Source organism: Kordia sp. SMS9 (assembly GCF_003352465.1).
Lineage (GTDB): Bacteria > Bacteroidota > Bacteroidia > Flavobacteriales > Flavobacteriaceae > Kordia.
This window is the reverse complement of the sequence record NZ_CP031153.1, coordinates 3,821,316-3,847,197: the sequence shown is the minus strand read 5'-3', so window position 1 is coordinate 3,847,197 and position 25,882 is coordinate 3,821,316. Positions and strand designations below refer to the sequence as shown.

The 25,882-nt window shown below is 35.2% G+C and carries 19 protein-coding genes; 10 read left to right on the top strand and 9 right to left on the bottom strand.

Annotated elements, in window-relative coordinates; all coding sequences use genetic code 11:
- Positions 1-2: 2 nt before the first annotated feature.
- Positions 3-800, bottom strand: a complete 798-nt coding sequence (locus tag KORDIASMS9_RS16290) for a hypothetical protein (protein WP_114903861.1) — start codon at positions 798-800, stop codon at positions 3-5.
- 161 nt (positions 801-961) lie between these two features.
- Here KORDIASMS9_RS16290 and KORDIASMS9_RS16285 point away from each other — a divergent pair, with 161 nt between their 5' ends.
- A complete protein-coding gene (locus tag KORDIASMS9_RS16285; RefSeq protein WP_114903860.1) occupies positions 962-3,445 on the top strand; it encodes an AAA family ATPase in 2,484 nt (827 codons plus the stop codon).
- Between the two features lie 2 nt (positions 3,446-3,447).
- Positions 3,448-4,347 carry a hypothetical protein gene (locus tag KORDIASMS9_RS16280; protein WP_114903859.1) on the top strand — a complete coding sequence of 300 codons (900 nt, stop codon included), beginning with the start codon at positions 3,448-3,450 and terminating at the stop codon, positions 4,345-4,347.
- A gap of 460 nt (positions 4,348-4,807) precedes the next feature.
- Here the strand turns inward: KORDIASMS9_RS16280 and holA are convergent, their stop codons facing one another.
- A complete protein-coding gene (gene holA / locus KORDIASMS9_RS16275) occupies positions 4,808-5,812 on the bottom strand; it encodes a DNA polymerase III subunit delta (RefSeq protein WP_114903858.1) in 1,005 nt (334 codons plus the stop codon).
- Between the two features lie 60 nt (positions 5,813-5,872).
- On the opposite strand from holA, the gene KORDIASMS9_RS16270 reads away from it, so the two are divergent.
- The 3 genes from KORDIASMS9_RS16270 to KORDIASMS9_RS16260 all read left to right on the top strand — a co-directional run bounded on the left by KORDIASMS9_RS16270 (position 5,873) and on the right by KORDIASMS9_RS16260 (position 8,324).
- The gene (locus KORDIASMS9_RS16270) at positions 5,873-6,319 is read left to right on the top strand and encodes a type I restriction enzyme HsdR N-terminal domain-containing protein (protein WP_114903857.1); all 447 of its coding nucleotides are present in this window, start codon (positions 5,873-5,875) and stop codon (positions 6,317-6,319) included.
- A 192-nt stretch (positions 6,320-6,511) separates the two neighbouring features.
- Positions 6,512-7,501, top strand: a complete 990-nt coding sequence (locus KORDIASMS9_RS16265; RefSeq protein WP_114903856.1) for a glycosyltransferase family 2 protein — start codon at positions 6,512-6,514, stop codon at positions 7,499-7,501.
- Between the two features lie 43 nt (positions 7,502-7,544).
- A complete protein-coding gene (locus KORDIASMS9_RS16260; RefSeq protein WP_162820004.1) occupies positions 7,545-8,324 on the top strand; it encodes a hypothetical protein in 780 nt (259 codons plus the stop codon).
- An 81-nt stretch (positions 8,325-8,405) separates the two neighbouring features.
- On the opposite strand, the gene KORDIASMS9_RS16255 is transcribed toward KORDIASMS9_RS16260, so the two are convergent.
- The gene (locus KORDIASMS9_RS16255) at positions 8,406-8,594 is read right to left on the bottom strand and encodes a hypothetical protein (RefSeq protein WP_114903854.1); all 189 of its coding nucleotides are present in this window, start codon (positions 8,592-8,594) and stop codon (positions 8,406-8,408) included.
- Positions 8,595-8,947: 353 nt separating this feature from the next.
- Here KORDIASMS9_RS16255 and KORDIASMS9_RS16250 point away from each other — a divergent pair, with 353 nt between their 5' ends.
- Positions 8,948-9,832 (top strand): OmpA family protein, encoded by an 885-nt coding sequence (locus tag KORDIASMS9_RS16250; protein WP_114903853.1) that lies wholly within the window; start codon positions 8,948-8,950, stop codon positions 9,830-9,832.
- Positions 9,833-9,910: 78 nt separating this feature from the next.
- On the opposite strand, the gene KORDIASMS9_RS16245 is transcribed toward KORDIASMS9_RS16250, so the two are convergent.
- From KORDIASMS9_RS16245 to KORDIASMS9_RS16230, 4 genes are all read right to left on the bottom strand, one after another.
- Complete coding sequence (locus KORDIASMS9_RS16245; RefSeq protein ID WP_114903852.1) at positions 9,911-11,971, bottom strand: hypothetical protein; 2,061 nt, start codon at positions 11,969-11,971, stop codon at positions 9,911-9,913.
- 487 nt (positions 11,972-12,458) lie between these two features.
- Complete coding sequence (locus KORDIASMS9_RS16240) at positions 12,459-13,916, bottom strand: FAD-binding oxidoreductase (protein ID WP_114903851.1); 1,458 nt, start codon at positions 13,914-13,916, stop codon at positions 12,459-12,461.
- On the bottom strand, positions 13,916-14,959 hold the full coding sequence (gene mltG, locus KORDIASMS9_RS16235; protein WP_114903850.1) for an endolytic transglycosylase MltG: 1,044 nt from the start codon (positions 14,957-14,959) through the stop codon (positions 13,916-13,918). Before mltG ends, KORDIASMS9_RS16240 begins: the two co-directional genes overlap by 1 nt.
- A gap of 19 nt (positions 14,960-14,978) precedes the next feature.
- Entirely contained in the window at positions 14,979-15,602 is a 624-nt protein-coding gene (locus KORDIASMS9_RS16230) for an L-threonylcarbamoyladenylate synthase (RefSeq protein WP_114903849.1), read from the bottom strand.
- A 229-nt stretch (positions 15,603-15,831) separates the two neighbouring features.
- Between KORDIASMS9_RS16230 and KORDIASMS9_RS16225 the strand changes: the two genes are divergently transcribed.
- Complete coding sequence (locus KORDIASMS9_RS16225; RefSeq protein ID WP_114905267.1) at positions 15,832-16,704, top strand: alpha/beta hydrolase; 873 nt, start codon at positions 15,832-15,834, stop codon at positions 16,702-16,704.
- 442 nt (positions 16,705-17,146) lie between these two features.
- Positions 17,147-20,386 carry a VIT domain-containing protein gene (locus tag KORDIASMS9_RS16220; RefSeq protein ID WP_114903848.1) on the top strand — a complete coding sequence of 1,080 codons (3,240 nt, stop codon included), beginning with the start codon at positions 17,147-17,149 and terminating at the stop codon, positions 20,384-20,386.
- A gap of 244 nt (positions 20,387-20,630) precedes the next feature.
- On the opposite strand, the gene KORDIASMS9_RS16215 is transcribed toward KORDIASMS9_RS16220, so the two are convergent.
- Complete coding sequence (locus KORDIASMS9_RS16215) at positions 20,631-23,249, bottom strand: zinc-dependent metalloprotease (protein WP_114905266.1); 2,619 nt, start codon at positions 23,247-23,249, stop codon at positions 20,631-20,633.
- Positions 23,250-23,497: 248 nt separating this feature from the next.
- On the opposite strand from KORDIASMS9_RS16215, the gene KORDIASMS9_RS16210 reads away from it, so the two are divergent.
- On the top strand, positions 23,498-25,162 hold the full coding sequence (locus KORDIASMS9_RS16210; protein ID WP_162820003.1) for a helix-turn-helix domain-containing protein: 1,665 nt from the start codon (positions 23,498-23,500) through the stop codon (positions 25,160-25,162).
- A 93-nt stretch (positions 25,163-25,255) separates the two neighbouring features.
- Positions 25,256-25,447: a hypothetical protein gene (locus KORDIASMS9_RS16205; RefSeq protein ID WP_114903846.1), complete on the top strand. Its 192-nt coding sequence runs from the start codon at positions 25,256-25,258 to the stop codon at positions 25,445-25,447.
- Positions 25,448-25,548: 101 nt separating this feature from the next.
- On the opposite strand, the gene KORDIASMS9_RS16200 is transcribed toward KORDIASMS9_RS16205, so the two are convergent.
- On the bottom strand, positions 25,549-25,731 hold the full coding sequence (locus KORDIASMS9_RS16200; protein ID WP_240321068.1) for a hypothetical protein: 183 nt from the start codon (positions 25,729-25,731) through the stop codon (positions 25,549-25,551).
- Between the last annotated feature and the right edge of the window lie 151 nt (positions 25,732-25,882).

Genomic DNA, 25,882 nt, shown 5'->3' with positions numbered 1-25,882 from the left:
AATTATCTGGCAGAACCTGTGTGTGTAGGTGTTGTTCCTGTGGTTTCCCAAGTTCCTTGTGCGTATCTGTGCAAACGTGCAACACCCAAACCTCCTGGCGCCGTGGTACTTGACAATAAAATTCCTGCATCTGGAACTCCACCAGGTGTTAATCCTTGAGTTGCAGGATCGGTTGTGGTAAAATATACTTTTCCTGTCATGGACCAATGTCCTTGTGAACCTGCGCCTTTATTCGGTCTTCTCCATATATCGTTGACAGCACCTAAATTTGGAGTTACATTTCCTGTACCATCTACTGCCCAAGCTTCCCAATATTCAGGTGTTGGTGTCGCACCTCCTAAGGCAGCACCCGCAGCATTCTGTGCTCTGTATGTATTTTTAATTTTTTGAACCAACCAACCATTTCTTCCCGTAGTGCTAAAACCTACTTGCCAATCAAAAGCACCGTGATTGGACCACGTTGGCCCCGAAACGGCATTTGATGATATCGTAATTCCTGTCAGTGCGCCTGCAATAGAACCTACCACATTACCAAGAGCCGTTCCAACTGGTCGAGCTACATCACCTATAAATTCCCCAATCGTCCTTCCTCCTACATATTCTTCTTGACCTGTTGGCAATCCTGCCGCTAATTTGTTTGTATGATTCGAATGATAGCTGTTAGATGAATTTCGCGGCTTTACAAAAGGCGTACTTGTTTTCTCTTGTTGAGAAAAAATACCTCCTGTATGTCCTTTGCTAATAAGATGTCTTGAAGATGTATTGCTGGTAGAAATATCTTTATTTTTTGTAGACTTCATATCAATATTTTTTTACAATGAAATAATAACTCTAATGTATCAATAGCTTTCAAATTATCATAGGGGAAAAACACTGTATTTCCTGTCTTTTCTTTACTATTTGTGAAATAATCACGTACTTTATCTTAGAAAAGTGGCAAAACTTCAAAAACAGACGCATCGTGATTAAAATAGACAGACATAAAATAGTAAAACCCAAACATAAAATAGCAAAACCCAAATTCTTTTTTTCTAAAGAATACGAACGCTTGCTACAAGAAATCAATGATTTTTATGGCTTGCACAAAAACTCTCGTGCACAACGTACCTTTACAGAAGGTTATATTGCGGGAGAAGTCTCCGAAGCACTTGCGGAAGTTTTTGATGAAAAATGTGCACTTTGTGAATCACATTTACGAAGAGGAAAACCTGGTTTTGAAAGCTATCTACACCGCTTTCGCCCGATGAATTATGCACAAGGTTTTGACAGCAAAGAAGTTTCAGAAGATCATTATTGGTGGCTTACCTATGAATGGGAAAATTTATATTTGGTCTGTCACAGTTGCCAACGATTTAAATCGAATATATTTCCTGTCAATGGAAAGCGCGCGGCAATCAAAACAGCACATTCAGAAATTTCAAAGAAAGAAAATGCCTTTCTAATTGATCCGTGTACGGAAGATCCAAGTCAGTTTTTTGATTTTGATTTGGAAAAATATGAGATCATACCCAAAAAAGTAGAATCGTATCCAAATTTTTTAATGATTAGTGATGAATTTTCTGCTCAAATAGAAGACAATATCCAGCGAGCGAAAGCCACTATTAAAATTCTGGGATTGAATCGTAAAGACTTAATGTATGAGCGACAAGGTATTGCAGATACGATTGATCAAGAAGTGAAGATTTTACTTAATACGGAAAACAAGGCACAATCAATTGATTCAAAAAACCTGTCCCACGATATAGAAAAAATCGCCAATGAATGGAATGAAATTCTATTAGGAAATTCTAAAAAAAATCATCTTGCATTCAGAGAAAGACTCATATCTAGGTATTTAGAAGGTTACACTAAACTTCAAAATATAGTTTCCAATTTAATTACCAGTAAAGAATCTTTTTTCAATCAAATACCTGAACAACAACAACAACAACAACAACAACAACAACAACAACAACAACAACAACAACAACAACAGCAAGGAAATGTTCCGCCAAAACCAGCACCGACAGAACAAAATCGCGGTGGAGATGTTTTTGAATCCATATCCTTTCCGCTAGAAGAAACCGAAAAAGGATATACAAGAGATAAAACGAAAGCGCCCAAAACGAAAAAAGCAATTTTTAAAAAAAAGGATAGTCAATATTATGCGAGCATTCTCAAAAATGTATATCTCGATAAAATTGTGTTGAAAAATTTCAAGTGCTTTTCCGATTTGACTTTACAGCTACCGAGTTATGCAGACAATACCAGTATTGAACCGTGGCTGGTATTTTTAGGGGAAAATGGTGTGGGAAAAAGTTCGGTACTCAAAGCCATTGCCATTGCATTGATGGGACAAGAATATCTAGATACACTAGGAATTACAGTGGATGATGTATTAAAATACGGAAAACAAAGCGGTCACATTAAAGTATATGGAAAAGGCAATGAAGAAGAATACAGCGTGACATTCAGTAGAAAAACAAACGAATTGGTGGCAAGTATGCAACAACCGCCAGCGTTTATAATTGGTTATGGTTCTACGCGGTTGTTGCCAATTGGCAATTTGCAACCCGAAAAAAATCATCCAAGTTATTTAAAGGTGAAAAACCTGTTTGATTCGTCTGTTTCACTGTCAAATGCAAAAGAATGGTTTTTAAACAGCAATCGAAAAACATTCAATCAAGTGTCGATTACGTTGAAAAATCTGTTACTGTTAGATGATTTAGACGCGATCAGAAGAAGTCCAACAAAAGGAGAAATTTACATCAAATATCATCATTCGGGCGATCAAATTAATATTGATCATTTAAGTGATGGTTACAAATCTATATTTGCTGTGGCAATTGATATGATTTATACGCTTTCGCAGGAAAATGTCGTCTACGAATTGGCAGAAGGTATTGTACTGATTGATGAAATTGGCACACACTTACATCCGCGATGGAAAATGGAAATTGTAGAACGTTTGCGCAATACCTTTCCGAAAATTCAATTCTTAATCACTACGCATGAACCCTTGTGTTTACGTGGATTAAAAGAAAATGAAGTCGTCGTTTTAAAACGTAATGAAGAAAATGTTATCATTGCTATTAGCGATTTACCCGATCCGAGTAGTTTACGGATCGATCAACTATTAACTTCTGAATATTTTGGACTGAACAGTACAATGGATATTAAAACCGAAGCACTTTTCAACAAATATTACACCTTACTTGCCATTGACAAAGCAGACAGATCAGAAGAAGAACAAACCAAATTAGAAGAACTCCAAGAAGAAGTAAAAAGCATTAAATACATGCGTTTCGGAAACGATATCCGCGAAGAAATCATCTATCAAGTGGTGGACGAATTGCTTGCTAAAAACATGCGCAATCAAAACTTACGAATGGATGTAAAAGATATCAAGCAAGAAGCCATTGACAGAGTCAAAAATCTTTGGAAAAAATTAGATCAAAAGCAGTAGGTATGATTTTTATTGAAAGAAACTCCGTTGAAATTCCAGAAGTCTTACAAAATGGAAGTCCCAAGCTAAAAAAAGAATTGGAAGCTGCCATTGCGCATTATGCAGATCCTACGAATGCAAAAAAAGCCTTTAAATTTAAAGTGTACAGTGATGCTTCTGTAAAGCAAGCATTGATTGACATGAGCAAAGAAAAGTGCGCCTATTGTGAAAGCACTTTTTTAAAAACCTACGTGGGCGATATTGAGCATTTTCGTCCCAAAGGAGAAATTGAAGAATTGAAAAATACGGGCAATTCCAAACCTGGTTATTATTGGTTGGCGGCCGATTGGGATAACTTATTGTTATCGTGCAGAAATTGCAATCAAAAGTCAAAACAGACAACTGCAACTGTTGAAGAAGCGAAAAGCATGGGAAAAATGAATCAATTTCCTTTGTTTGATGAAACGAAACGTATCCGCTCGCATGAGGACGATTTGGAGAAAGAGGAAAAAGTACGTTTGCTATTAAATCCTTGCAAGGAAAATCCGGAAGATTATTTTAAATACGATATCGAATCTGGCGTGATTCAACCTAAAAAACGAAAAGAATTTTTAAAACAACGTGCGTTATCTTCCATCAATGTTTTTGGCTTGCAACGAACACCTTTGGTACATTCGCGCGCAAAAAAGGCAGTTCGGATTTTAAAACAAATGACGCGTGTAGAGCGACGTTATAAAGATTTACTTGATTCTTTAGAAGAAAATGACGAACAGAAAATTGCAGCATGTCAAGAAGAATTGGATTGGGAAATTGAAGATTTGCACAGCTTTTTAGATCCTACCGAAGAATATTTAGGCTTAGCCCGACAAATGATTGGAGAATTTATGCGAAAGAATTTTCAAGTGGATATTACGGCTGCTTGACTTCGACAGGCTGAGTCTGTGCGATGTACTAGTTTGAAAATTTGCTAATGACGTTCGCTTTTGTTCACTTTTATGTCGCTTTGTTCCTTATTTAATTCGTCTTTGCGAACGGAGTGAAACAATCTGTTACTTCAAACAACGATTCCGTACCACAATAAAACAGATTGCCACGTCGCTACTCTTCTCAGTGACTTAAAATATGGTCTACAAATCTATAGCAAGTCTAAAAGTATGATATATAGGTTTTGGGTACTAGTCGATTTCTAAAAACTATTGAAAATTTTAATTAAATACGAAAAAGAGAAGTGAATTCAGAATTTTGGATGTAAAAGCATTTTCGAATAAACAAATAAACGAATCAGTCTAAGAGCGCAAAGCGCAAGTCTAAAAGCGGAGCGATCTAACTATCTAAAAGCGCATAGCGCGCGTCCAAGAGATTCCTGCCTACGCAGGAACGAGTCTAATTCATAATCCGAACCAACAACTCTTTCAACAAATCGCCATTGGATAAATTACTCGCGCCAACACCTTTACTTTTTACGTCCATTTCGCGTAAGGTAGTTATAATACCGCTCACTCTTTTCATTGGATAGTTTCTAGCAGCAGCTTGGTATTCTTTCACAAAATACGGATTGATGCGCAAGGCAGAAGCTACATTTCGCGGGTTTTGATCGCGCAACCCATGATATTGCAATAATTGTGAGAAGAAATTAAACAACAACGAAACTGTAACTACTGTGGGATTGTCCTTCGGGTTTTCAGCAAAATACGTGATAATTCGGAAGGCTTTCGTAACATCACGATCGCCAATCGCTTTTCGCAACTCAAAATTGTTGTAATCTTTGCTGATTCCGATGTTTTCTTCTACGATTACAGGTGTAATTTCGCTTCCAACAGGTAAAATCAATTTTAACTTTTCCAGTTCGTTATCAATCTTGCTCAAATTCGTTCCTAAAAACTCCACCAACATTTGCGCAGCTTTTGGCGTAATTTGATACTTTTTTCCTGCCAACACTCTACGAATCCAATCGGCAACTTGATTTTCGTACAATTTCTTGCTTTCGTAGACGATTCCGTTTTTCGCTGCAGCTTTGTATACTTTTTTATTTTTCGCCAGCTTTTTGTATTTGTAGCAAATCACCAAAACGGTTGACGGTTGTGGATTCAAAAAATACGCTTCCAACTTATCAATCGTGCGCGACAAATCTTGTGCTTCTTTCACAATGACCACTTGTCGTTCTGCCATCATTGGATAACGTTTGGCATTTGCCACAATATCATCCACCGAAACATCGCGTCCGTACAACACCATTTGGTTAAAGCCTTTATCGGCTTCCGACAATACATTATCTTCAATATATTCGGCAATCTTATCAATATAATAGGCTTCTTCACCCATTAAAAAATAAATAGGTTTAATGTTTCCTTTCTGTATATCGACGACAATCTGTTTCGCTTCTTCCATTATTGCTACAAATGTGAAATTGTATTGCTTTTCGATGCACGAATCGTTAGTTTTGTGCTTATGGAACTCTTGAATTTTCCAAAATATTCGTTCCGCTTCAAAAATAGGGAAAATAAAATCTATATTTTTGATGCGATTCGGAAAAAGTTTGTGGTGTTGACTCCCGAAGAATGGGTACGACAACATACCGTGCAATTTTTGATGCAAGAAAAAAAGTATCCGATCAGCTTGATAAATGTTGAGAAAGAACTCACATTCAACGATTTAAAAAAGCGATACGACATTGTAATTTTCAATTCGGATGGAAGTATTTTTTTAGTGGTTGAATGTAAACGAAGCGCCATCACGATCAATCAGGAAACTTTTGATCAAATTGCGCGCTACAACCTAATTTTAAATGCGGAATATTTAATGGTCACCAACGGAATGCATCATTATTATTGCACCATGGATTACGAAGCGCAACAGTATCATTTTTTACGAGAAATTCCAGAGTATCAGTTGTGAGGTTTTGGTAAAATGTATTTTCAATTCAAAATTCAACATGTATAATTCATAATTTAAAAAACGTCACTTCGAGTGAATTTGTGTAACAAATTTGTATCGAGAAGTACTTGGAAATATTAATTTTTAAATAATAATTACTAATTCAACATGTATAATTTAACATTCAGCATTTAAAATTTAGCATTCAAAAACATGAACATCGCCGTCGTCATACTCAACTGGAATGGAAAAGAACTGTTGGCGCAGTTTTTACCCAAAGTCGTCGCATTTTCTAAAGATGCAACGGTGTATGTGGCGGATAACGCTTCCGCAGATGATTCCATAGGCTATGTTGAAGCTAATTTTCCCACTGTCAACATCATACGCAATGCAGAAAATGGCGGGTATGCCAAAGGCTATAATGACGCACTTCCGCAAGTGTCAGCAGATATTTTCTGTTTGTTAAATTCTGATATTGAAGTTACTGAAAACTGGCTCGCTCCTATTCGATCGGAATTTGAATCAAACCCAGAAACGGCGATCATTCAGCCAAAAATTCTAGATTTTAAACAAAAAACACATTTTGAATATGCTGGTGCCGCTGGCGGATTTATTGACAAATACGGCTATCCATATTGCCGCGGACGTATGTTTCATACTTTAGAAGAAGATACGGGACAATACAACGACAATAAGGAAATTTTCTGGGCTTCGGGCGCATGTTTGTTTATTCGGAAAAATGTATTTGAAGAACTAAAAGGTTTTGATTCAGCCTTTTTTGCGCATCAAGAGGAAATTGATTTGTGTTGGCGTGCGTTCAATTTGGGTTATAAAACGAAATATATTTCCGAAAGTGTGGTATATCATGTTGGTGGTGCAACCTTAGAAAGTACAAATCCACAAAAAACCTACTTGAACTTTAGAAACTCGCTGTGCATGTTGGCGAAGAATCTCCCGAAAGGGAAAATAGTTTCCATCATATTTTCACGCTTGGTATTGGATGGAATTGCGGCGATTCAGTTTTTGTTTCAGTTGAAATTTAAACACTTTGCTTCCATCATCAAAGCACATTTTCACTTTTATGCACGTTTCCCAAAAATGGTTAAAAAACGTGGAACGCAGCAACAAAATCAGTATTTTGGTCAGAAATCTATTGTGTATTCCTATTTCATGAAAGGAAAAAAGCACTATTCTGACTTATAAAATGTATTTATTCATAAAAACAATTTGTATCATTTTGCTGTGTTTGAGTTCGTCACTTAAAGCACAAGATAATTCTGAAAAAACATTAGATCGTTACAACAAACTTCTCAATTATATTCCCAAAAGTCTTGAAAAAGACACTATTTACAATCCTGAAATTCGTATTTCGGAAGTAGCTTTCAATACAATCATAACTACAAGGCTTCATTATCGTTTGAAGCATTTTGCAAAATTTACTCCGAAAGAAATTGCATGGATGGATGAAAAAGTTGAAAAATTGGCGATTGCATTGCATGCAGAAGGAAAGTATATTTTGATGGGGCAATCTGGTGGCTATAAAGGTTGTAGTGGAGAAAATTCAATGGAAACAATTCATTTAAACACTATAAAAATCACCTACTTGAATTTCTGTCATGGATGTACCGATGGGCATTATGATGAAGATTTTATTGAAATTTTCAACACAAAAATGTATCAATTATTGCAAATCAAACGTCCCGATTACACAACACGTCGTTATTTTGGAACATTTAAAGGAAAAGGTGAACATCGTTCCAAAATTGAATTGACTCTCACAGATGAAAGAGTCTTTAGATTGAAAATTAAAAAAAAGAATACTATTGAATATTCCGAAGGTATTTGGGAGAATCAAAATGATACGCTCATCTTAAATTCTAAAAGGATAGGTTCTACAGATACTTCGCTTGCAAATGCAGATTGGATAGCATTGGATCGTGTAGAATTTCGCTTAAAGTACCGTTTGAACAGGAGTAAATTGGTCATGCTTGCACCTAACAAATGGAAACTGAAAAAGGTTTTGTAATTTTTCAATAAAACTGCCTAAAAAGTAATATGTTTCACTTTTTAATTGTGACACCTTCTCTTTAGACAGCTTCTCATCATTTTATTCTGGCAATGTCGGACATGCCGCAGCACATTTTTGAAATACACTTGTTGCTCCACATAAAAGTGGTCCAACCGATACGACACAATCACAAATAGTCACCCAAGTTCCACCTTTTACAGCGTTGTCTTGTAGTTTTGAAATGGATTTTTTGTTTAGGTCTAAACTTTTTAAGTTTCTTTTTTTCATGATATTTTAGATTAGTTAATTTCTTAAAGTTAGTTGTATTTTGGAAAAAAAGGAAAATGTTTAACTCAAATTACCTAATTTGAGGAAATGATTTAGATAAAAAAACAAATTTTGATTGTGTCTACAGCTAGTATATTTTTATAGCTTCCTCAATAACAAGTTTATAGAAAATTTACACTCAAAAAGTACATTCAGTACAATATTTTCAATAAAAGTCAGTTCTTTTAAGAATGTTAAAAAAAGCGTTGCAGATACCATTAAAACTTTGTTAATACTTTTATAATGCCTCGCATTTTTAATACTTTTGGGTAAAATTTTGAATAACCGTTTTAATTATATAAAAACACAGACTTATGAAGAAGATTCTTTTATTGGCAGCCACCGCTTCCATTGTATTAACCTCGTGTGTTTCTAAAAAAGATTTCGTTGATTTAGAAGCCAATTACAAAGAAACCAAAGATTTATTAAACTCAGCTACAGTGAAGCTGAATGCTTGTTTGGAAGAAAAAGCGTCTGCAACTGCAAAAGCAGAAGCGATGGAAGGACAAGTTGCTGATTTGAGAAGAGCAAACAGCGACTTAAAGGAAGCAAACCAAGGATTGATTGAAAACACAAAAGATATGACTGTTTTAACGACCAAAGGTGCTGAAAACCTTGAAAAGTCGTTAGAAAGTATGAAAGAGAAAGATTTAAAAATTACACGTTTGCAAGACGCCTTGAACAAAAAAGACAGTGTAACCTTAGCAATTGTTTCTAGCTTGAAGAAAGCCGTTGGAATTGACGATCCGGATATTGAAATTAATGTTGAAAAAGGAGTTGTTTTTATTTCTATTGCAGATAAGTTATTGTTTAAGAGCGGAAGCTACAACGTAACATCAAGAGCGAAAGAGGTATTGGCGAAAGTAGCGAAAGTGGTAAAGAGCAAACCAGATTTTGAATGTATGGTTGAAGGTCACACAGACAATGTTCCATACAAAAAAGGCGATATTTTACTGGATAACTGGGATTTAAGTGTGAAACGTTCTACAGCTATCATTCGTGTGTTGCAAGAATTGGGTGTTGATCCAGGCAAATTAATTGCTGCAGGTAGAAGTTTTTATGTTCCGTTGGTAGAAAATGACACACCAACAAACCGAGCTAAAAACAGACGAACTCGAATTGTCGTGTTACCTAAAATTGATCAATTTTACGATATGATTGAAAAAGAAATGAAAAATCTTTCTGCAGAAGGAAAGTAATCAATATGTAGTTTTAGGCAACTAAAACAAAAAGCGTTCAAGAAGTTTCTTGGACGCTTTTTTTGTTTTAAAATTGTTTTATGAATCAACATCTTCATTTGATGTTCCAAAATCTATAGAATTTAAAAAAGCATCTATATTAAAGTTTTGGGCTTCTTCGGGAAGGTCAAATATTTCTGATTCTAAAAAATCACTTATTTCCAACTCATCACATAGGCAAAAGTCATCTTCTTCTTCTTGAAAGCCATCCATTGTTTCCGCTATTGGCTTCTCCACTACTTCAAGCGCATTTTGCAAATCCATATAATACGATGCTTCAAACTGATCTGCGCGTTCTGGTATAATTTGTTTCTGACTTGACGTTATTAAGTTGTAAAATTCAGCAATCAACTTTTCTTTCTGTTCGTTGTCATTTGGTGATTCTACCACCAATACTTTTAATTTATTTATTAATAATTCAGAAGTATTCAAAAACTCATCTAACGCGTTCATATTTGCATATAATCCTGGCGCAAATGGCATCGTTCCCATTTTAGTTCTCAACTCGTAAATTGCATGTTCTAAATGATTAATTCCACTATTTTTAGCACCAACGCTACTTAATGGCAATACTATATTTTCGTTTTCGGTAAATACTGTTGTAAGGTTCACAGTTATCGTAGCTTTTGCTCCGCGATCGCCACCAGAAGCATTTACTTCAAAAGAAAAAGTAAAATGTTGTTCTTGCTGTGTTGTATGTATTTGAATGATTTCGGCAGTTTCCATTCCTCCATAATCATTGTAGACAGGATCCAATTCTGTGGCACTTATGTGAATGCTTTTTTGAAATGTTTGTTGTGCATTGAAAACCGTTTCTTGGTGTATGAGGTGTTGTGCATCAATAGTGTTGTTGTCTTCATTATTGACGCATAACGCAGACGTTTCATCTCCTATTGTAAAATTTAACACCCAATCGTTTCCAATTCCTTGTCCGCCAATGGTAACAGATTCCACAATAAATGTTAGTGAACTTGAGTCAGATGAAGTCAATGGTAAAAAATCAGGATCGTTCAACTTTTTCAAAGCTTCACGCATTTTTTCTAAAATATTTGGAAAGTGGAATTCTAAAAACCATTTATAAGCCGCGATTAATTTAAGTAAGCCATGTAAATTTTTTAAAATATCATACAAATTAAAAAGATCATTAGAAATACTGATGAAGTCGTTTAATATTGCTTTAAAATCTTGTATTAAATCATCAATGGCGTCAATAAGTTTATTTATTGATTGAATTACAGCAGTAATAATTGCATTATTATTAACGATATATTCTAATAAATCACGAATTCCACTAGCATCAATAATAGCATCAATAATGCCGCTTATATAACTTAGTACATCTAAAATATATCCTAAGAAAGGAATTCTTCTAATGACAATTTCTATTTGTCTAACAATCCAAAGAAGTGTGCTAGACAACTTCGCAACTTCTTGTAACCATTTTTCTAATATTTCTGTATTTTTTGTTAAGGTTGCTACAATCGGTGCGTAACCTGATATTTTCAACAAGAATTTTTCTATGGCTTTTAATATTTTTTTTGAAGTTGCTTTTATAGCTTTCATCGGAGCTGAAAGAGCTTCAGTAAATGCTTTAATTTTATTTAAAAATGCCGCTGGAAATACTTTTTCTATCCATTCTTGTTGCTTTTCAAGAAGTGTAACCAATTCATTAATCTCTTTGATTTTCGCTAAAATCCTACCAAGATTATTTGCTAAAAACTGGTATTCATCACTTTGTTTCGCAAGACGAAGTTGTTGATTGAACGTTTTTAATATTGCACTTAGCTTTTTGAGCGCATTTTCAAATGGTTTTAGGACTTTCCGAAATATACCCAAGATGTTTTCTAAAACAGTGATCGCAAACTTTAAAGGTCCAGCAAATCTTGCTACTCTTCCTAAGACAGCCTTTATACTTCTAATAATAGAAATAATTCGTCTCGTAAGAATTCTACGCAACAGTTTTATCAAAAAACGAATAGGTTTAAGAAATTGTTCAATTGCAGAAAAGAAAATACTGAATCGCTTAAAAACGATGCCAACTATTTCTAAAATAGAAGTAGCTTCATCCATCTTTTGCTGTATTTTTTTGAAAATAGCCATGATTAAAGTGTTTTAAATAGTTAGCAATTGCACTAAACTACTTTTAATCAAATACTTACAAAAGAGTTAAAACCCCTTTTTTGATGGGGAAATTAGGTGTTTGGAAAAAGTAATATCGAACTGACGTTAAAATCCTGTTTGAACCACTAAAGTTTCAAATTTTACGCGAAATTACAAATCTCGCTAGAACTAAGTAGTAGGTTTTGGGAATTAGGTATTAGTCAAGTGCTAAGAAACATTGAAAATTCTAACTGAAATGCTAAAAGGCGAAGCCGAGTCTAACATCTAACAGCGAGCGATCTAATATCTAATAGCGATAGCGGTCTAACCCAATGTGTCAATTTGAAAATTCTTCAATTTGAAAATGAAGTTTCAAAGAAAACACAAACATTGTATGAAAGAATCTAACAGGCAAAGCCGTGTCTAACAGCGGAGCGATCTAACATCTAGTAGCAAAGCGATCTAGATTCTAAAAGCACGAACGCATCTAAACAGAAATACTTTGCGGGTGCTGAATGCGATTGTCAGGATCGAGTTGTTGTTTAATTTTTTTCAGTTCTGGAAGATACTTTCCGTAGTAAGCCGTTTCAAAATCTTTAAAATTAATATCTGGATAGTTACGATAATGTGCGCGAATTCCGTGTTTGTAGAAACGATCTTGTACTTCTTGAAACGCCGCTAATCTACTAGCTTCTTGCGATGGTTTGTCCCAATAAGACTGCAATTCTGACAAATACGGATAGCTTCTATGTGGAAATACCGAACGTTTTTCGGAAGCTTCCAAGTCAATATTCCCGCCAAGCGTATTCACTTGATAAATCAATCCGCGAGACGAAATGACTTTGGAAATGACATAGTCTATACAACCTTCTATTTCTGAAAAATCTTTGTACAATCCCGCGCAAGCGTTTTTAAAATAAATAGGATGCTGCACACCGTAAAAAGTTTTCAATGCCTTTGCCAACGGGCGTTTGCTTCCAATCGTGGCTTTATCCGAGATTTCTTTGAGCGCATTGTACATTTCTAGCACACCTTTATCGTCATCAGAATAATTCGTAATGAGAATCGTCAAAGTTTTCCCGTTCAACACAAAAGCTGCAAATGCGGTATTGGGAAGATTTTTGGTATAGCGAAACCAAGTTTGCAGTAATTCTTTGGCTCTTTGGGTGTCTAGTTTATACGATTTACAACGAAATGCCTGAAAGAATTTGGGTGCTTGATAGGTTCTAAATCGCATTTTTGTAACAATTCCGAAGTTTCCATTTCCGCCGCCTTTACAAGCTTTCAATATTGCAGAAGTACCACTTTCGTGAAGAATGTTTCCTTGTCCATCTACAATGGTAATTGCTTGCAAACTATCGCAAGTCAAACCATATTTGCGACTAAAAAAACCATAGCCGCCACCAAGCGTTAAGCCTGCAATACCAACCGTAGCACAGGAACCTGATGGCAAAATGCGTTGTTTTGGTAACATTTCATCGTACAATTCTTTTAAGATACAACCTGTTTCTACAGTGAGACTGTGATCGGGCGTCCAATCCATTTTTTTCATCGCAGAAACATCTACGACCAAACCATCGTCGCTACTCGAGAAACCTTCAAAGCTATGTCCGCCACTTTTTACAACGACTTTTAAATCTTTATAATTGGCGAATTTTACTGCATCAGACACGCCTTTTGTGGTAAAACAGTGTGCAATATATGTGGGCGATTGTTGCAATCGTTTGTTAAAGCGAACCGTTAATTCTTGATATTCAGCATCTGCTTTTTGATAGAGTTTTATGTTTTCTGGCAGCAATTCAGGCATGGTAGGCGCTGCTTCTTTAGTCGTTTTTGTAGTAGTTGGTTTTTCTTTTTTAGCATCCTCTGCACACGCGAAAACCGTATACCCAATTCCACCTAAAACGACCAATTTTGCAAAGTCTCTTCTGTTGTAGTTTGCCATTAACGATAGATTTTACGTTCATTCAGCGCTTTGTGATATTTACGCGCATTGATTTCATGTTGACGATTTGTTTTGGCAAAATTGGAATAGCCTGAAAAGTCTTCTTTCGCACAGAAAAAGATATAATCGTGCTTTTCATAATTCAACACAGCGTCAATGTATTGCACAGACGGAATGTAAATTGGTCCTGGCGGCAAGCCTTTGTACATGTATGTGTTGTAAGGCGAATCGAATTCTTTGTATTTGTTTAAGACTCTTTTGATGGTAAAATCGCCCAAAATCCAAACCAACGTCGGATCGGCATCTAGTGGAATTCCACGTCGCAAACGGTTTACATACACACCCGCAATTTTAGGAGCTTCGTCCATCATAATCGTTTCGCACACTACAATGGAAGCCAGCGTAGAAACTTCTGTCTGTGATAAATTGAGCGCTTTGGCTTTCGCTTTTCGCTCAGGTGTCCAAAAACGTTTGTATTCTTTGGCAAGTTTCGCAATTAAATCTTCTGCGGAAATATCCCAATACACATTGTACGTATTTGGAATAAACATCGTGTTGATGGTGGTTGGTGTAAAACCATATTTGCTTGTAAAATTTTCGTCCAAAATCAAATTTAGGATGTCTTCCGCAGTTACTTCTACCGTTAGCGCAATTTTTTCTGCAAGTTCTTGTTTCGTTCGTGCATTGTTAAACGTGACTTGCGCTTCTTTTTCACCATTTCCTTGACGCAAATCTTCCACGACTTTACTGTATGGAACATTTTTAGGAAACACATATTTTCCAGCTTCTAATGTACTTTCTTTTAGATTTCGAAGCGTGGCATATTCTTGAAATTTTTCGATATTTTCAATGATTTCTTTTGCTTTCAATTCGTTCAAAACTTCTTCAAAAGTAGCACCTGTTGGCACGTAGAATGCTATTTTTTCGGTATTAGAAGCTGTCTTTTTTCCATAGAAATACATGGAAGCTTTTGGATAGATAAAGATTCCTACCACAACAATTGCAATTACTACTATAATTCCAATGATTTTAAATTTCTTCATAAATATGCGCTAATCAGTTTTATAGAATGATATCAATATCACCTTTTCCTTCACGGATAATTTCAGGCTCATAACCTGATAAATCAATAATCGTAGAAGCAACATTATCTCCATAACCACCATCAATTACGGCATCGACAAGATTGTCCCATTTTTCTAAAATCAATTCAGGATCGGTGGTGTATTCAATAATATCATCTTCATCACGAATAGACGTTGATACAATCGGATTTCCCAATTCGCTCACAATCGTTCGCGCAATAGTATTGTTTGGCACACGAATTCCGACTGTTTTTTTCTTTTTAAATACTTTTGGTAGATTGTTATTTCCCGGAAGGATAAACGTATATGGACCTGGCAATGCCTTTTTTAGGATTTTATAGGTGCGTGTATCAATTTGACGAATGTAATCGCTAATATGGCTTAAATCGTTACAGATGAACGAAAAGTTTGCCTTTTCGAGCTTTACGCCTTTTATTCTTGCTATTCGTTCCAATGCCTTTGTATTGGTGATGTCGCAACCCAAACCATATACCGTATCCGTTGGGTAAATCACCAAACCGCCATTGCGAAGAATGTCCACGACTTTTTTGATTTCCCTCGGATTCGGGTTTTCGTTATATAATTTGATGAATTCTGCCATGTACTACTTATAGAGTGTTTTTTACAAAAGTAATTGATTTTTCATAATTATTGCTATTTCTGGAGCAATCAGCATCTTGTTTATGCTATTTTGAAACTACATATGTTTATTTTTCTGATTTTAAGCAAATTACACAAACAATACCATTGTATAATTTTAAGTCAAAATTAAGATTTTCGCATACTTTTTTTTAGGATATTGCGTTCTTAATAGCATGAACACCATTTTTATGAAAAAATCACTGTACTTCTGTATTCTCAGCTTGTTTATTGTATGTAATTATTCGTGTAGTTCGGATGACTCAGATTTGAATATTACTCCTACTCCAACAGATCCGTCAACGGTCGTTGCAGCGACAATGCTTGATGTTTCGTATGGAACTGACGCAGATCAAACGTATGATTTGTATTTGCCACAGAACAGAACGCTTGATACAAAAGTGCTTGTTTTGGTACATGGTGGCAGTTGGATTGGCGGCGATAAGTCGGACATGAACAATTATGTAGAGTTGATTCAAGCAGATTTACCACAATATGCTATTGTGAATATTAATTACCGTTTGGCAACGGTGACAACGTCTCCATTCCCAATGCAATTAGATGATATTTCATTGATTGTTAATGACTTAAAAGCGCGTAACGAAGAATATATTATTTCAGAAGATTATGGCTTTTTAGGTTCAAGTGCAGGCGCACATTTATCCCTTTTGTGGAGCTATGCGTATGATACACAAAGTGATGTAAATATGGTGGCCAGTATTGTAGGACCTACGAATTTGGCGGACGATGCGTATGTGAATAGTGACAATCCAGAGATTCAACAAATATTCACCATTTTTGGTTCTCAATTTGATATTCCGTTTTTAGAAACCTACAGTCCTTTTCATCAAGTAACTACCTCTGCACCACCGACAGCGTTGTTTTATGGTGGACAAGATCCGTTGATTCCCAACTCACAGGGAATGGATTTAAGCGATCGTTTGACACAACTTGGCGTTACACATGAATTTACGTTCTATCCCGAAGAAAGTCACGGTTGGAGCGGACAGAATGCCATTGATACGTGGAATAAGTTTACGGCTTTTGTAAATGAATATCATTAGGTTTTTGAAGCGTTTTGCTTTTGGGGATTAGGAATTAGGAATTAGGGGAAATACTTTTTTATTTTATATTTAGTGTTTTACATTTACTATTTCTTTTTGTCACAAATTCACAAATGCTTTTGTCAATACTATTGAGATGATTTCCCAGAGTTTCCTTGCTTTCAACTTTAAACTGTTATTCAATTTAAACTCCATAAACTAGTAAACTTATTTTTGTCACGAATAGATCTTTATATCTAATTTAAAATTCAAAATGTACCATTTAGAATTTAACAGAACGAACTTTACTCTCAAAGTGTTCTCGACTACTCAAATTTACATTTGAAACATCTCAATACTAACATCTCAATTCTCAAAACTTAATAGTAAACCTTACACTTTTCTTAAAATGGTATAAAACTTGATTGTATTCACTCCAAACTTTAGTCTCAAAACCGATTTTATGAAAACACTCGTCTCATTCGTGTGGGTATTGTTGTTTACCGCAATTTGTACCGCACAACAAGCGCCAATATTAAAAGTTGGCAACTCACAAGTAGGTCTTTCCTCGTTGAATATTACCGTAGAAATTATTGGCAATAAAGCCACCACTACCTTTGATATGTTGTATTACAACCCCAAAAATGAAGTGTTGGAAGGTGAATTGTCATTTCCGTTAGGAGAAAATTTTAATGTGTCTCGCTTTGCATTGGATGTAAACGGAAAACTCCGTGAAGCTGTCGTGGTTGATAAAGAACTTGGAAGAATTGCTTTTGAAGAAGTCGTTCGTAGAAGAGTTGACCCAGCATTGTTGGAAAAAGGCACAGGAAACAATTACAAAGCACGCATCTACCCGATTCCTGCCAAAGGTTATAAACGTGTTGTGCTGGCGTATGAACAGGAATTGTTATTCAAAGAGGCTGGCTATTATTATAATTTGCCATTGCATTTTAAAAATCAACTGGATACATTTTCGCTAGATATAACTGTTTTTGAACAGTCAGCCCAACCTGTAATTGAGAAAGGAAACGTTTCAGGCTTACAATTTAAAAATTGGCAACGCAACTTCCGAACGCAATTGGAAAAAAGCAAGTATACGCCCAATGAAAGTCTGTTGATCAAGATTCCCACGAAAGTGGACACAAAAAAAGTATTGGTTTCCGACGATTATTTTTATTCACATTTGCTATTAAATCCACAAAAAAAACTGCGCAAGAAAGCTACTGAAATTACGCTGTTTTGGGATGCTTCATTCTCTATGAAAGATCGTGATTTTGACAAAGAAGTGAAATTGTTAGACCAATATTTTTCATATACCAAAGATGTTGTTGTGCAGTTGAAAACATTTAGCAATATCATTCGTAAAGAAGAAAAATACAGAATTCGAAATGGCAATTGGAGCATGCTAAAGAAGGAGTTGCAAAACACCGTATATGACGGCGGAACTAGTTATGAACTCTTAAACGCAATTCCTAAAAATAGTGATCTGGTATTGTTATTTTCTGATGGAATTCAGTCGCTGAGTGAAGCTTCTTACGATGCAAAAACACCGTTGATCATCATTAATAGCGGAAAAAAGTCAAATCATGCGAGTTTGAAAGCGATGGCAGAAGCTTCTAGCGGAACGTACATCAATTTAACTTCAAAATCGGCACAGGAAGCTTTTGAAACGTTAAAGTATCAACAGTATCAATTTTTGGGAGTTGATTCGTCCGTAAAAACGATGGATTTGTATCCAAAAGCAGGTATAAATGTAGACAATACGTTTTCGATCGCAGGGAAAAATATACACACTACTAAATCCATTGTTTTGTATTTCGGATACGATAATCAAGTTTATGAAAGCATCACACTAAATTTAAAAGATTCACAACAAGGAGCTTCAAATATTCCACGTTTATGGGCGCAAAAACGATTGGATTTTCTACAAAAAAATGCTAAAGAAAATAAAAAAGACATTATACAATTGGCGACTAATTACGGTTTGGTGACAGATTACACTTCATTAATTGTGTTGGAGCTTGCCCGCGATTATGCACGTTATAAGATTGAGCCGCCCGAAGAATTATTGAAAGAATATAAGGAAATCCTTGCAGAAATGAAGCGTAATAATGGGAAACTTCCACTAATTATTGAAGTGATGAACGATGAAGAAGAAGTTGAAGAAATGCAGATTTCTAGAGAATATGATGGCATGACAATATCAGGCAATCAGATGAGTTCAGGGTTTATCAATACAGCAGAAATAACTACGGATCAATTTGCTAGAAGAGTTCCTCCAAATAGAATTGAAAACAATGAAATTAAAGAAGTTGAAGAAGCTATTGAAGAAGTTCCTTTTGTAATGATTGAAAAGACACCTATTTTCCCAGGCTGTGAACATATTACAGATCCACTAGAACTTAAAAAATGCTTTTCCAATAAAGTACAGCAACATGTGATCGCAAATTTCAATACCGCTGTAGTTAACGATCTTAACTTACCACAAGGAAGACGGCGCGCGTATGCGTTGTTTACGATAAACCGAGAAGGGTATGTGGAAGATATTAGAGTACGATCGTCACACGAAGAAATAACAAACGAATTACGACGTGTGTTGCGCTTGTTTCCAGCTGTTATTCCTGGAAAACAACGTGGTAAAAATGTGAATGTACGCTATACGTTGCCTTTTATTTTTATGGTGAATTCAGACGGAAAAGTAGTTCAAAATGCTGCTCGTACGCGTCCATCATCGAACAATGTTACTTCGACAACTCCTGTGAATAGGTACAAATATAACGGAACGCTACAAGTTGCTGATCCTGCCTTAAAAGCTCCGTATATTGAAGAGTTGAGACAGTTGTCAACTGTGAATGAAGCATATAATTTCTATATTTTACAACGCACAAAGTATGAAGCAACACCAGCGTATTTTGTAGATGTTTCCAACTTTTTTAGAAATGAATTAAAAGCTGTTGAAATATCGAATCGTATTGTATCCAATATTGCAGAAACCGACTTTGACGATTACGAATTGTTGAAAGTTTTTGGCTATGAATTACAAGCGACAAATCAACACAAACTCGCACTTTTTATATTTCAACGGATTTTGGAATTGCGCACGGAAGATGTACAATCGTATCGTGATTTGGCGTTGGCATACGAAAATGTGGGCGATTGTCAAGAAGCTTTTAATGTGTTGAATGACATACTTTCTGGGAAGATTTACGAAAATACACACCGACGTGTTTTTAAAGGTATGAATGCGATTGTGATGAACGAACTGAATCATTTGCTTGAGAAGTACAAAGGTGATATTGATACGAGCAAGCAAGATTCGCTTGTTTTTACACCAGAAACCTTTGATGTTCGCATTGTGGTCGATTGGAATCATAACGATACCGACATTGATTTACACATTATTGATCCAAATCGTGAAGAATGTTCGTATGCGAATACAGAGACAAAAATTGGTGGACAAATGTCAAAAGATATGACGCAAGGATTTGGCCCCGAAGAATTTACATTGAAAAATGCCATCAAAGGCGATTATTTTGTTAAGGTGAATTATTACGGAGATCGCTATCAAAAAATTGAGAATCCGACCTTTATGAAAGTCACCATGTATTCGCATTACGGAACGTTACAAGAAACCAAAGAAGTAAAAGTCATTCGGTTGACAAAGTCAAAGGACAAGCAGATTGTGGCGGTCATGAGGATTTGATGAGATATTTTGTGTTTGGTCACTTTGCTTTTGGAAGCTGATTTTTGTGGATTCATTTTTTGTGGATTTGTCAATTTGTTATTCAAGAACCATCAGCTATACTATGAAATTTCTCAATACTCAATACTCATAACTAAAAAAAGCGATAATCGAGTAAAATTCGAGTATCGCTTTTTTAGTTTGCAGTTTCAAATTAGCTAATAGTTTTTGAATGTTCTAAAAACTAACAACCAAGAACGAACAATTATTTAATTTCCTTCATTGCATTGTCAATCAAGGTTTTTAAGTGTGTTTTGTGAGCTTTTGTCGCCAAATCACCCAAACCATTTGCAGCAAATCTTCGAACGGTTTTTAAGTTGTACACTGCCATAGACTTTGCGACATTGTTGAAACGTCCACTTGATTTTCCTGTCAACATTTCAATTAACATGTTTGTATATTCAATCTGTAAATTTTGTCGAAACGAATTCACCGATGTATTGATATCCGCGTTGAAAATTGCTTTGTTCAAATCACGCATATATTCTTGAATCTTATAAGTATTTCCATACAATTCAGAATCTACAATACGTTGCAATGTATTTGGATGTAAAATATGATATAAAACGTTCATTTGTCTGCGCAATGCAGCATTGTGAATTTTTGGATCTTCTGTGCCGCGTCCTAAATTAAATCCTCTACGTTGTCTTGCCAAATGTGTATATAAATCTGTAGGAACATCATTGGCGTTTGGCGCAAATAAATGATCTTTTAAAGCCTTCATAGCTCTTTTCTGATCTTTATAACTTACAGGCGTGTAGGGTTGTGTTCCGCCAGCTTGACCTTGCATGGCTCTATCTACATACACTCCACCAATAAAACGAGAAATCACATTGACTGCACTTGATTTTTGCCCTTGTAAAATACTATATGCAGAAACTAAACTTTGATACGATTTTCCATAATCTGTATACTTACCGCGCAGTTCTTTTATCATATCATTGACCAACTGAATTCTGTTGATCGAATACGTAATTTGATCATTTGATAAATCGCCAATCATCACTCTTGGATCAATTGCTTTTCCAGGACTTCTCATATCATCTGCATCATTTCCAAAAGTCAATGCTGGCTCCGTTGATCGTTTCAAGATATCATCCAATTCTTTTAAGGTTTTTACAGGCTTATATCCAAACTCAATTGCCCAAAGGTCATACGGTCCTAATGTTGTTGTAAAATAGTGTCCTTGTTGTGTTCTATCATTGGTAACATTGATCGCTTCATAGTCCATCACAGATCCTGTGAGTGCTTTTCCTTGAATGTATGTTTTGTCTGCTAATTGCGCTGGAGTATGCAATTGACTGGATTTCATATTGTGATTCAATCCTAATGTATGTCCAACTTCGTGCATGAGTAAATGTGTCAATCCTTCGTTGCGCAACACTTCTTTTTCTTCTTCGGAAGCATTCATCAGAGTCAATGCTGTTGTTCCAAACACACTATTTTCGTGCATTAAATGTCCTAAAGAGCAATAATTATGATTTGCTTTAAAGTTTTCCAATTCTTGTGTGGCATCGTCTAAGTTTTCAAAAGAATATTCGCTCATCGCTTCAAACAAACGTTCGTAACGCACTCTATTGGTTTGATGCACATATTCTAACATTACATCGGCACCTAAAATTTGACCTGTGCGTGGGTTTACAAAACAAGGGCCATATCCACCAAATGGCGGTCTTGGAGAAGACGTCCATCGCAATACATTGTAGCGGATATCTCCTGCATCCCAATCGGCATCATCTGGTTGTACTTTTACAACTACGGCATTTTTAAAACCAGCTTTTTCAAAGGCAATATTCCAGCGTAATACGGCTTCCTTGATGGTTTCTCTATATGCAATAGGTGTTGTATTTTCAATCCACCAAGTAATTGGTTCAACAGGTTCAGAAATTGCTGCATTCGGATCTTTTTTCTCTAAATTCCACCTGTGAATATAATCTCTGTATGGCGTATTACTAGGCGTAGTCATATCCGTAACTTGCGTCGTAAAATACCCAACTCTAGGATCGTCAAATCGTGGCATGTATCCATTGTCTGGAATTTGAATTAAGCTGTGATTTACTTTGATTGTCACATTACGTCCATCCGTAACAGCTCTTGATCCTCCATTTAATACTGACGGTTTTGAGTATACATATTCAATGACTAAATCTGTATTTTCTGGATAATTCTTAATTTTATTTACTTTCGATTTTGTTTTGCTCAAACTTCCCAAAGTAAATGAAAACGGACTTCTACCTGGAAAACGCGGTGGTTTTATTTGTGAAAATGTTTCTTTAAGAAAAATTCCATCAGCTTTGATCAAATACAAGCCTTTTTCTTCATCAGTTGCTTCAATTTTGACACTAGCCATTACGCCTTCACTAATATTGGCATTGGCTGCTTTTGCTAAAGCACTTTCAGGATTGAAATAATATGCATTGTTTTTACCTACAAATTCAATTTTATCAAAATATTTTTTTACGGTAAAAATTTTGGCTCCGCGATACGCACCTCTAAAAGCACCTACTTCAGCAACTCCATCACTTATTTGACTGAAATAAATAAATTCTTTTTCAAGTTGATCTTTCGAAACGACCATTTGTAACGTTCCTGTGATTGTATCTTGATATACTGTAAAAAGACCTTCCATCTTCTTACTCTTTTTCGTTAAATCTGCAATGGATTTTTTGTTAGACTTTTTCTTTGGGTCTACTTTTTCAGTAGCATCTTTTTTGTCTTTTTTTCTTTTTTTACGCTGTGCATTTGCATCCGGAGAAACTAAAAATGCCAACAACAAAAATAAGATAAAGAATACCTTATTTTTTGATTGTAATTTCAATGTCATACTCGTTTTTAATTTTTTGGGTGTTAAATTAATTTCAAAAGTAGCCTTTAAATGATTTTTATATCTTAAAATCACGTTAAAAATCTAATTCTGAACCTGTTTTAAATTGTTCAAATACAAAATTTACAAATATTTCTTTTCTCACTTAAAAAAAGTGCTAAGAATGCTTTATCTTATTTTTAAAAAAAGTATATTTTCCCAAAAGGATATTAATACACATGATGAATCGCTTTGTAACATATTGTTTCTTGATATTTTTATGTCATGCCTGCGCAGATACAACTTCGGAATCTAGCACAAATACAGATGTACATAAAATTTTAGAAGAAGCAGAAAATGCCGTGTTGAATTATCAAGGAATTGAAACTGACAGCATGATGCAACTTCGCATGGAATATTACCATAAAGCGACAACATTTAATGATTCCGTACATACCTACCGCGCGCACTTTTACTTAGGAGCTTTTTACCAAAGTAGAGGTGTGTACACAGATGCCATGTCTGAATATGAAAAAGCCTTGCAGCATATTTCTGACGATGCCGACAGCGCGCGTTATGTACAAACTAAAATTGCCATTGCTACCACAGAGATTGAATTGGGAAATAAGTACAAAGCTGGTGCCATATTATTGGATGCGTATGAAGTAGCACAACGCAACAAACGTACCATGCAATTGATCAATATTAACGGAAACATGGGAATTTTAAGCTTGGACTTGAAAAATTTTCAAGAAGCTAAAAAAAGTTTCAAAGAAGCCATTACAACCATAGAAACGAAACAATTGATTGCAAAAGATTCCATCAATTATGTGGAAGATTATATCAATTATCACATGTTTTTAGCGAAAGCCTATCAAGCTGAAAAACGACTCGATTCTGCGATGTTGTACATTGATAAAGGAATCATCATTGCTGATTATTATAAAGATATTGAAGGAAAAGCCTATTTGTATGAACTGAAAGGAAAAACACTCACTGCGCAAGAGAAATACACAAAAGCCTTTACAAATTTGAATGCTTCTAAAGAAATTTTTACAGATTTAAAAAACGAAAAACAAATCTCTAAAATATTATATTTATTGGCAGATTGTCATTTCCGCAACGGAGAAGCTTCCAATGCATTGGAGATATTAGATACTTTAGAAACACGCTACACGCAAAATTTCTTGTTACAATCAGATTATTATGACGTTTTAGTGCTGAAAGCGGACGTTTTTAAAAGCAGTAAACAATTTGAACGTGAATCTACATACCGACAAAAATCAGCAGATATTCAAGAGCAAATAGCAGCAAAAGAAGATAAAACTACGGTGTTTCAAACCGCAACACAATACGAAATTCAAAAGATAAAGAATCAATTTGAAGCACGACAACAAAAAGATGAAAAGCGTTTTTACACCTTCTTGAGTATTGCCATTGCTGTCATTGGTATTTTTAGCTTTTTACTATACAAACAGTTTACAAAAAAGAAAGTTGCTTCGAAAAGTATTGAAACTGCGGCTTCCAAAGAAGAACTAATCACACCTAAAAAAGAAAAAACTACTACTCAAAAAGGTATAAAAAGTGATAAAACTGTCGAGGAAATTCTCCAAAAATTAAAAAACCTAGAAGCGCAGGAGTTTTACCTCAATCCAAAATACAATTTATATGCAACTGCGAAAAAAATAGATACCAACACCACATACTTATCTACTATTTTAAATGCGCACAAAAAGATGACCTTTACCGAATATTTGAATACGTTACGAATACAATATACACTTGACAGACTGGAAAAAGATAAGAAATTCCGCTTGTATACCATCAAAGCAATTGCTAAAGAAGTTGGGTATAAAAGTCATGGATCTTTTTCAAGAGCATTTAAAGCAAAAACAGGCGAAAACCCATCTACTTACTTAAAAAAGATACGGTAAAGAAGTCTGTTCAATTTATAAAACAGCAAGACTTTTTATGACACACCTAATCGTAGTTGCGTATCTTGAATAAAACTAATAAATATACTTACAATGAAAACGAATCGAAAATTACTTGCTTTTAACAAAATAAAAATTGCCAGCATAAACTCATATACGATTGTTGGAAAAGGAACAAATCCAAATACGGTGATGCCACAATGTATGCCAGAAGAATCGCGAACACCAAAAGGTGGAAGAACGCAAACTGCTTCGTATGAAGGCAATTGTGAAACAACAATATAAATATTTAATCAACCAAATTTGAACTTACTAAAAAGGCTTCTTGCAATCATTCAAGAAGCCTTTTTTTAGGTCACTTAATCACTTCTAAAAAAATGCTGCTGTTAGCAAGTATATACATGCAGACAAGCTATAAATAAAGAACAATATTTTGGTCCTGTAACACGTCCTGCACAATCGCATCCGCATTTTGATAAATCATAGCCAGCACCAATTCCACCATGGATTTGGCTTTGTGTTTCTTTTGAAATTTCTTTCGCTCCTTTAATGTTTAAAATTTTACTCATGATTCTATAATTTCAGTTAATCCTTACTCTATTTCGGTTTTTCAGGTTTCACCATTTTATAACTTATACCAATTTTATAGTTTAATTGGTATTAAATGTGCATACAGTATTGGAAAAGGAAAAGTAGTATGTAGTTCGTTTCAAAAATTGT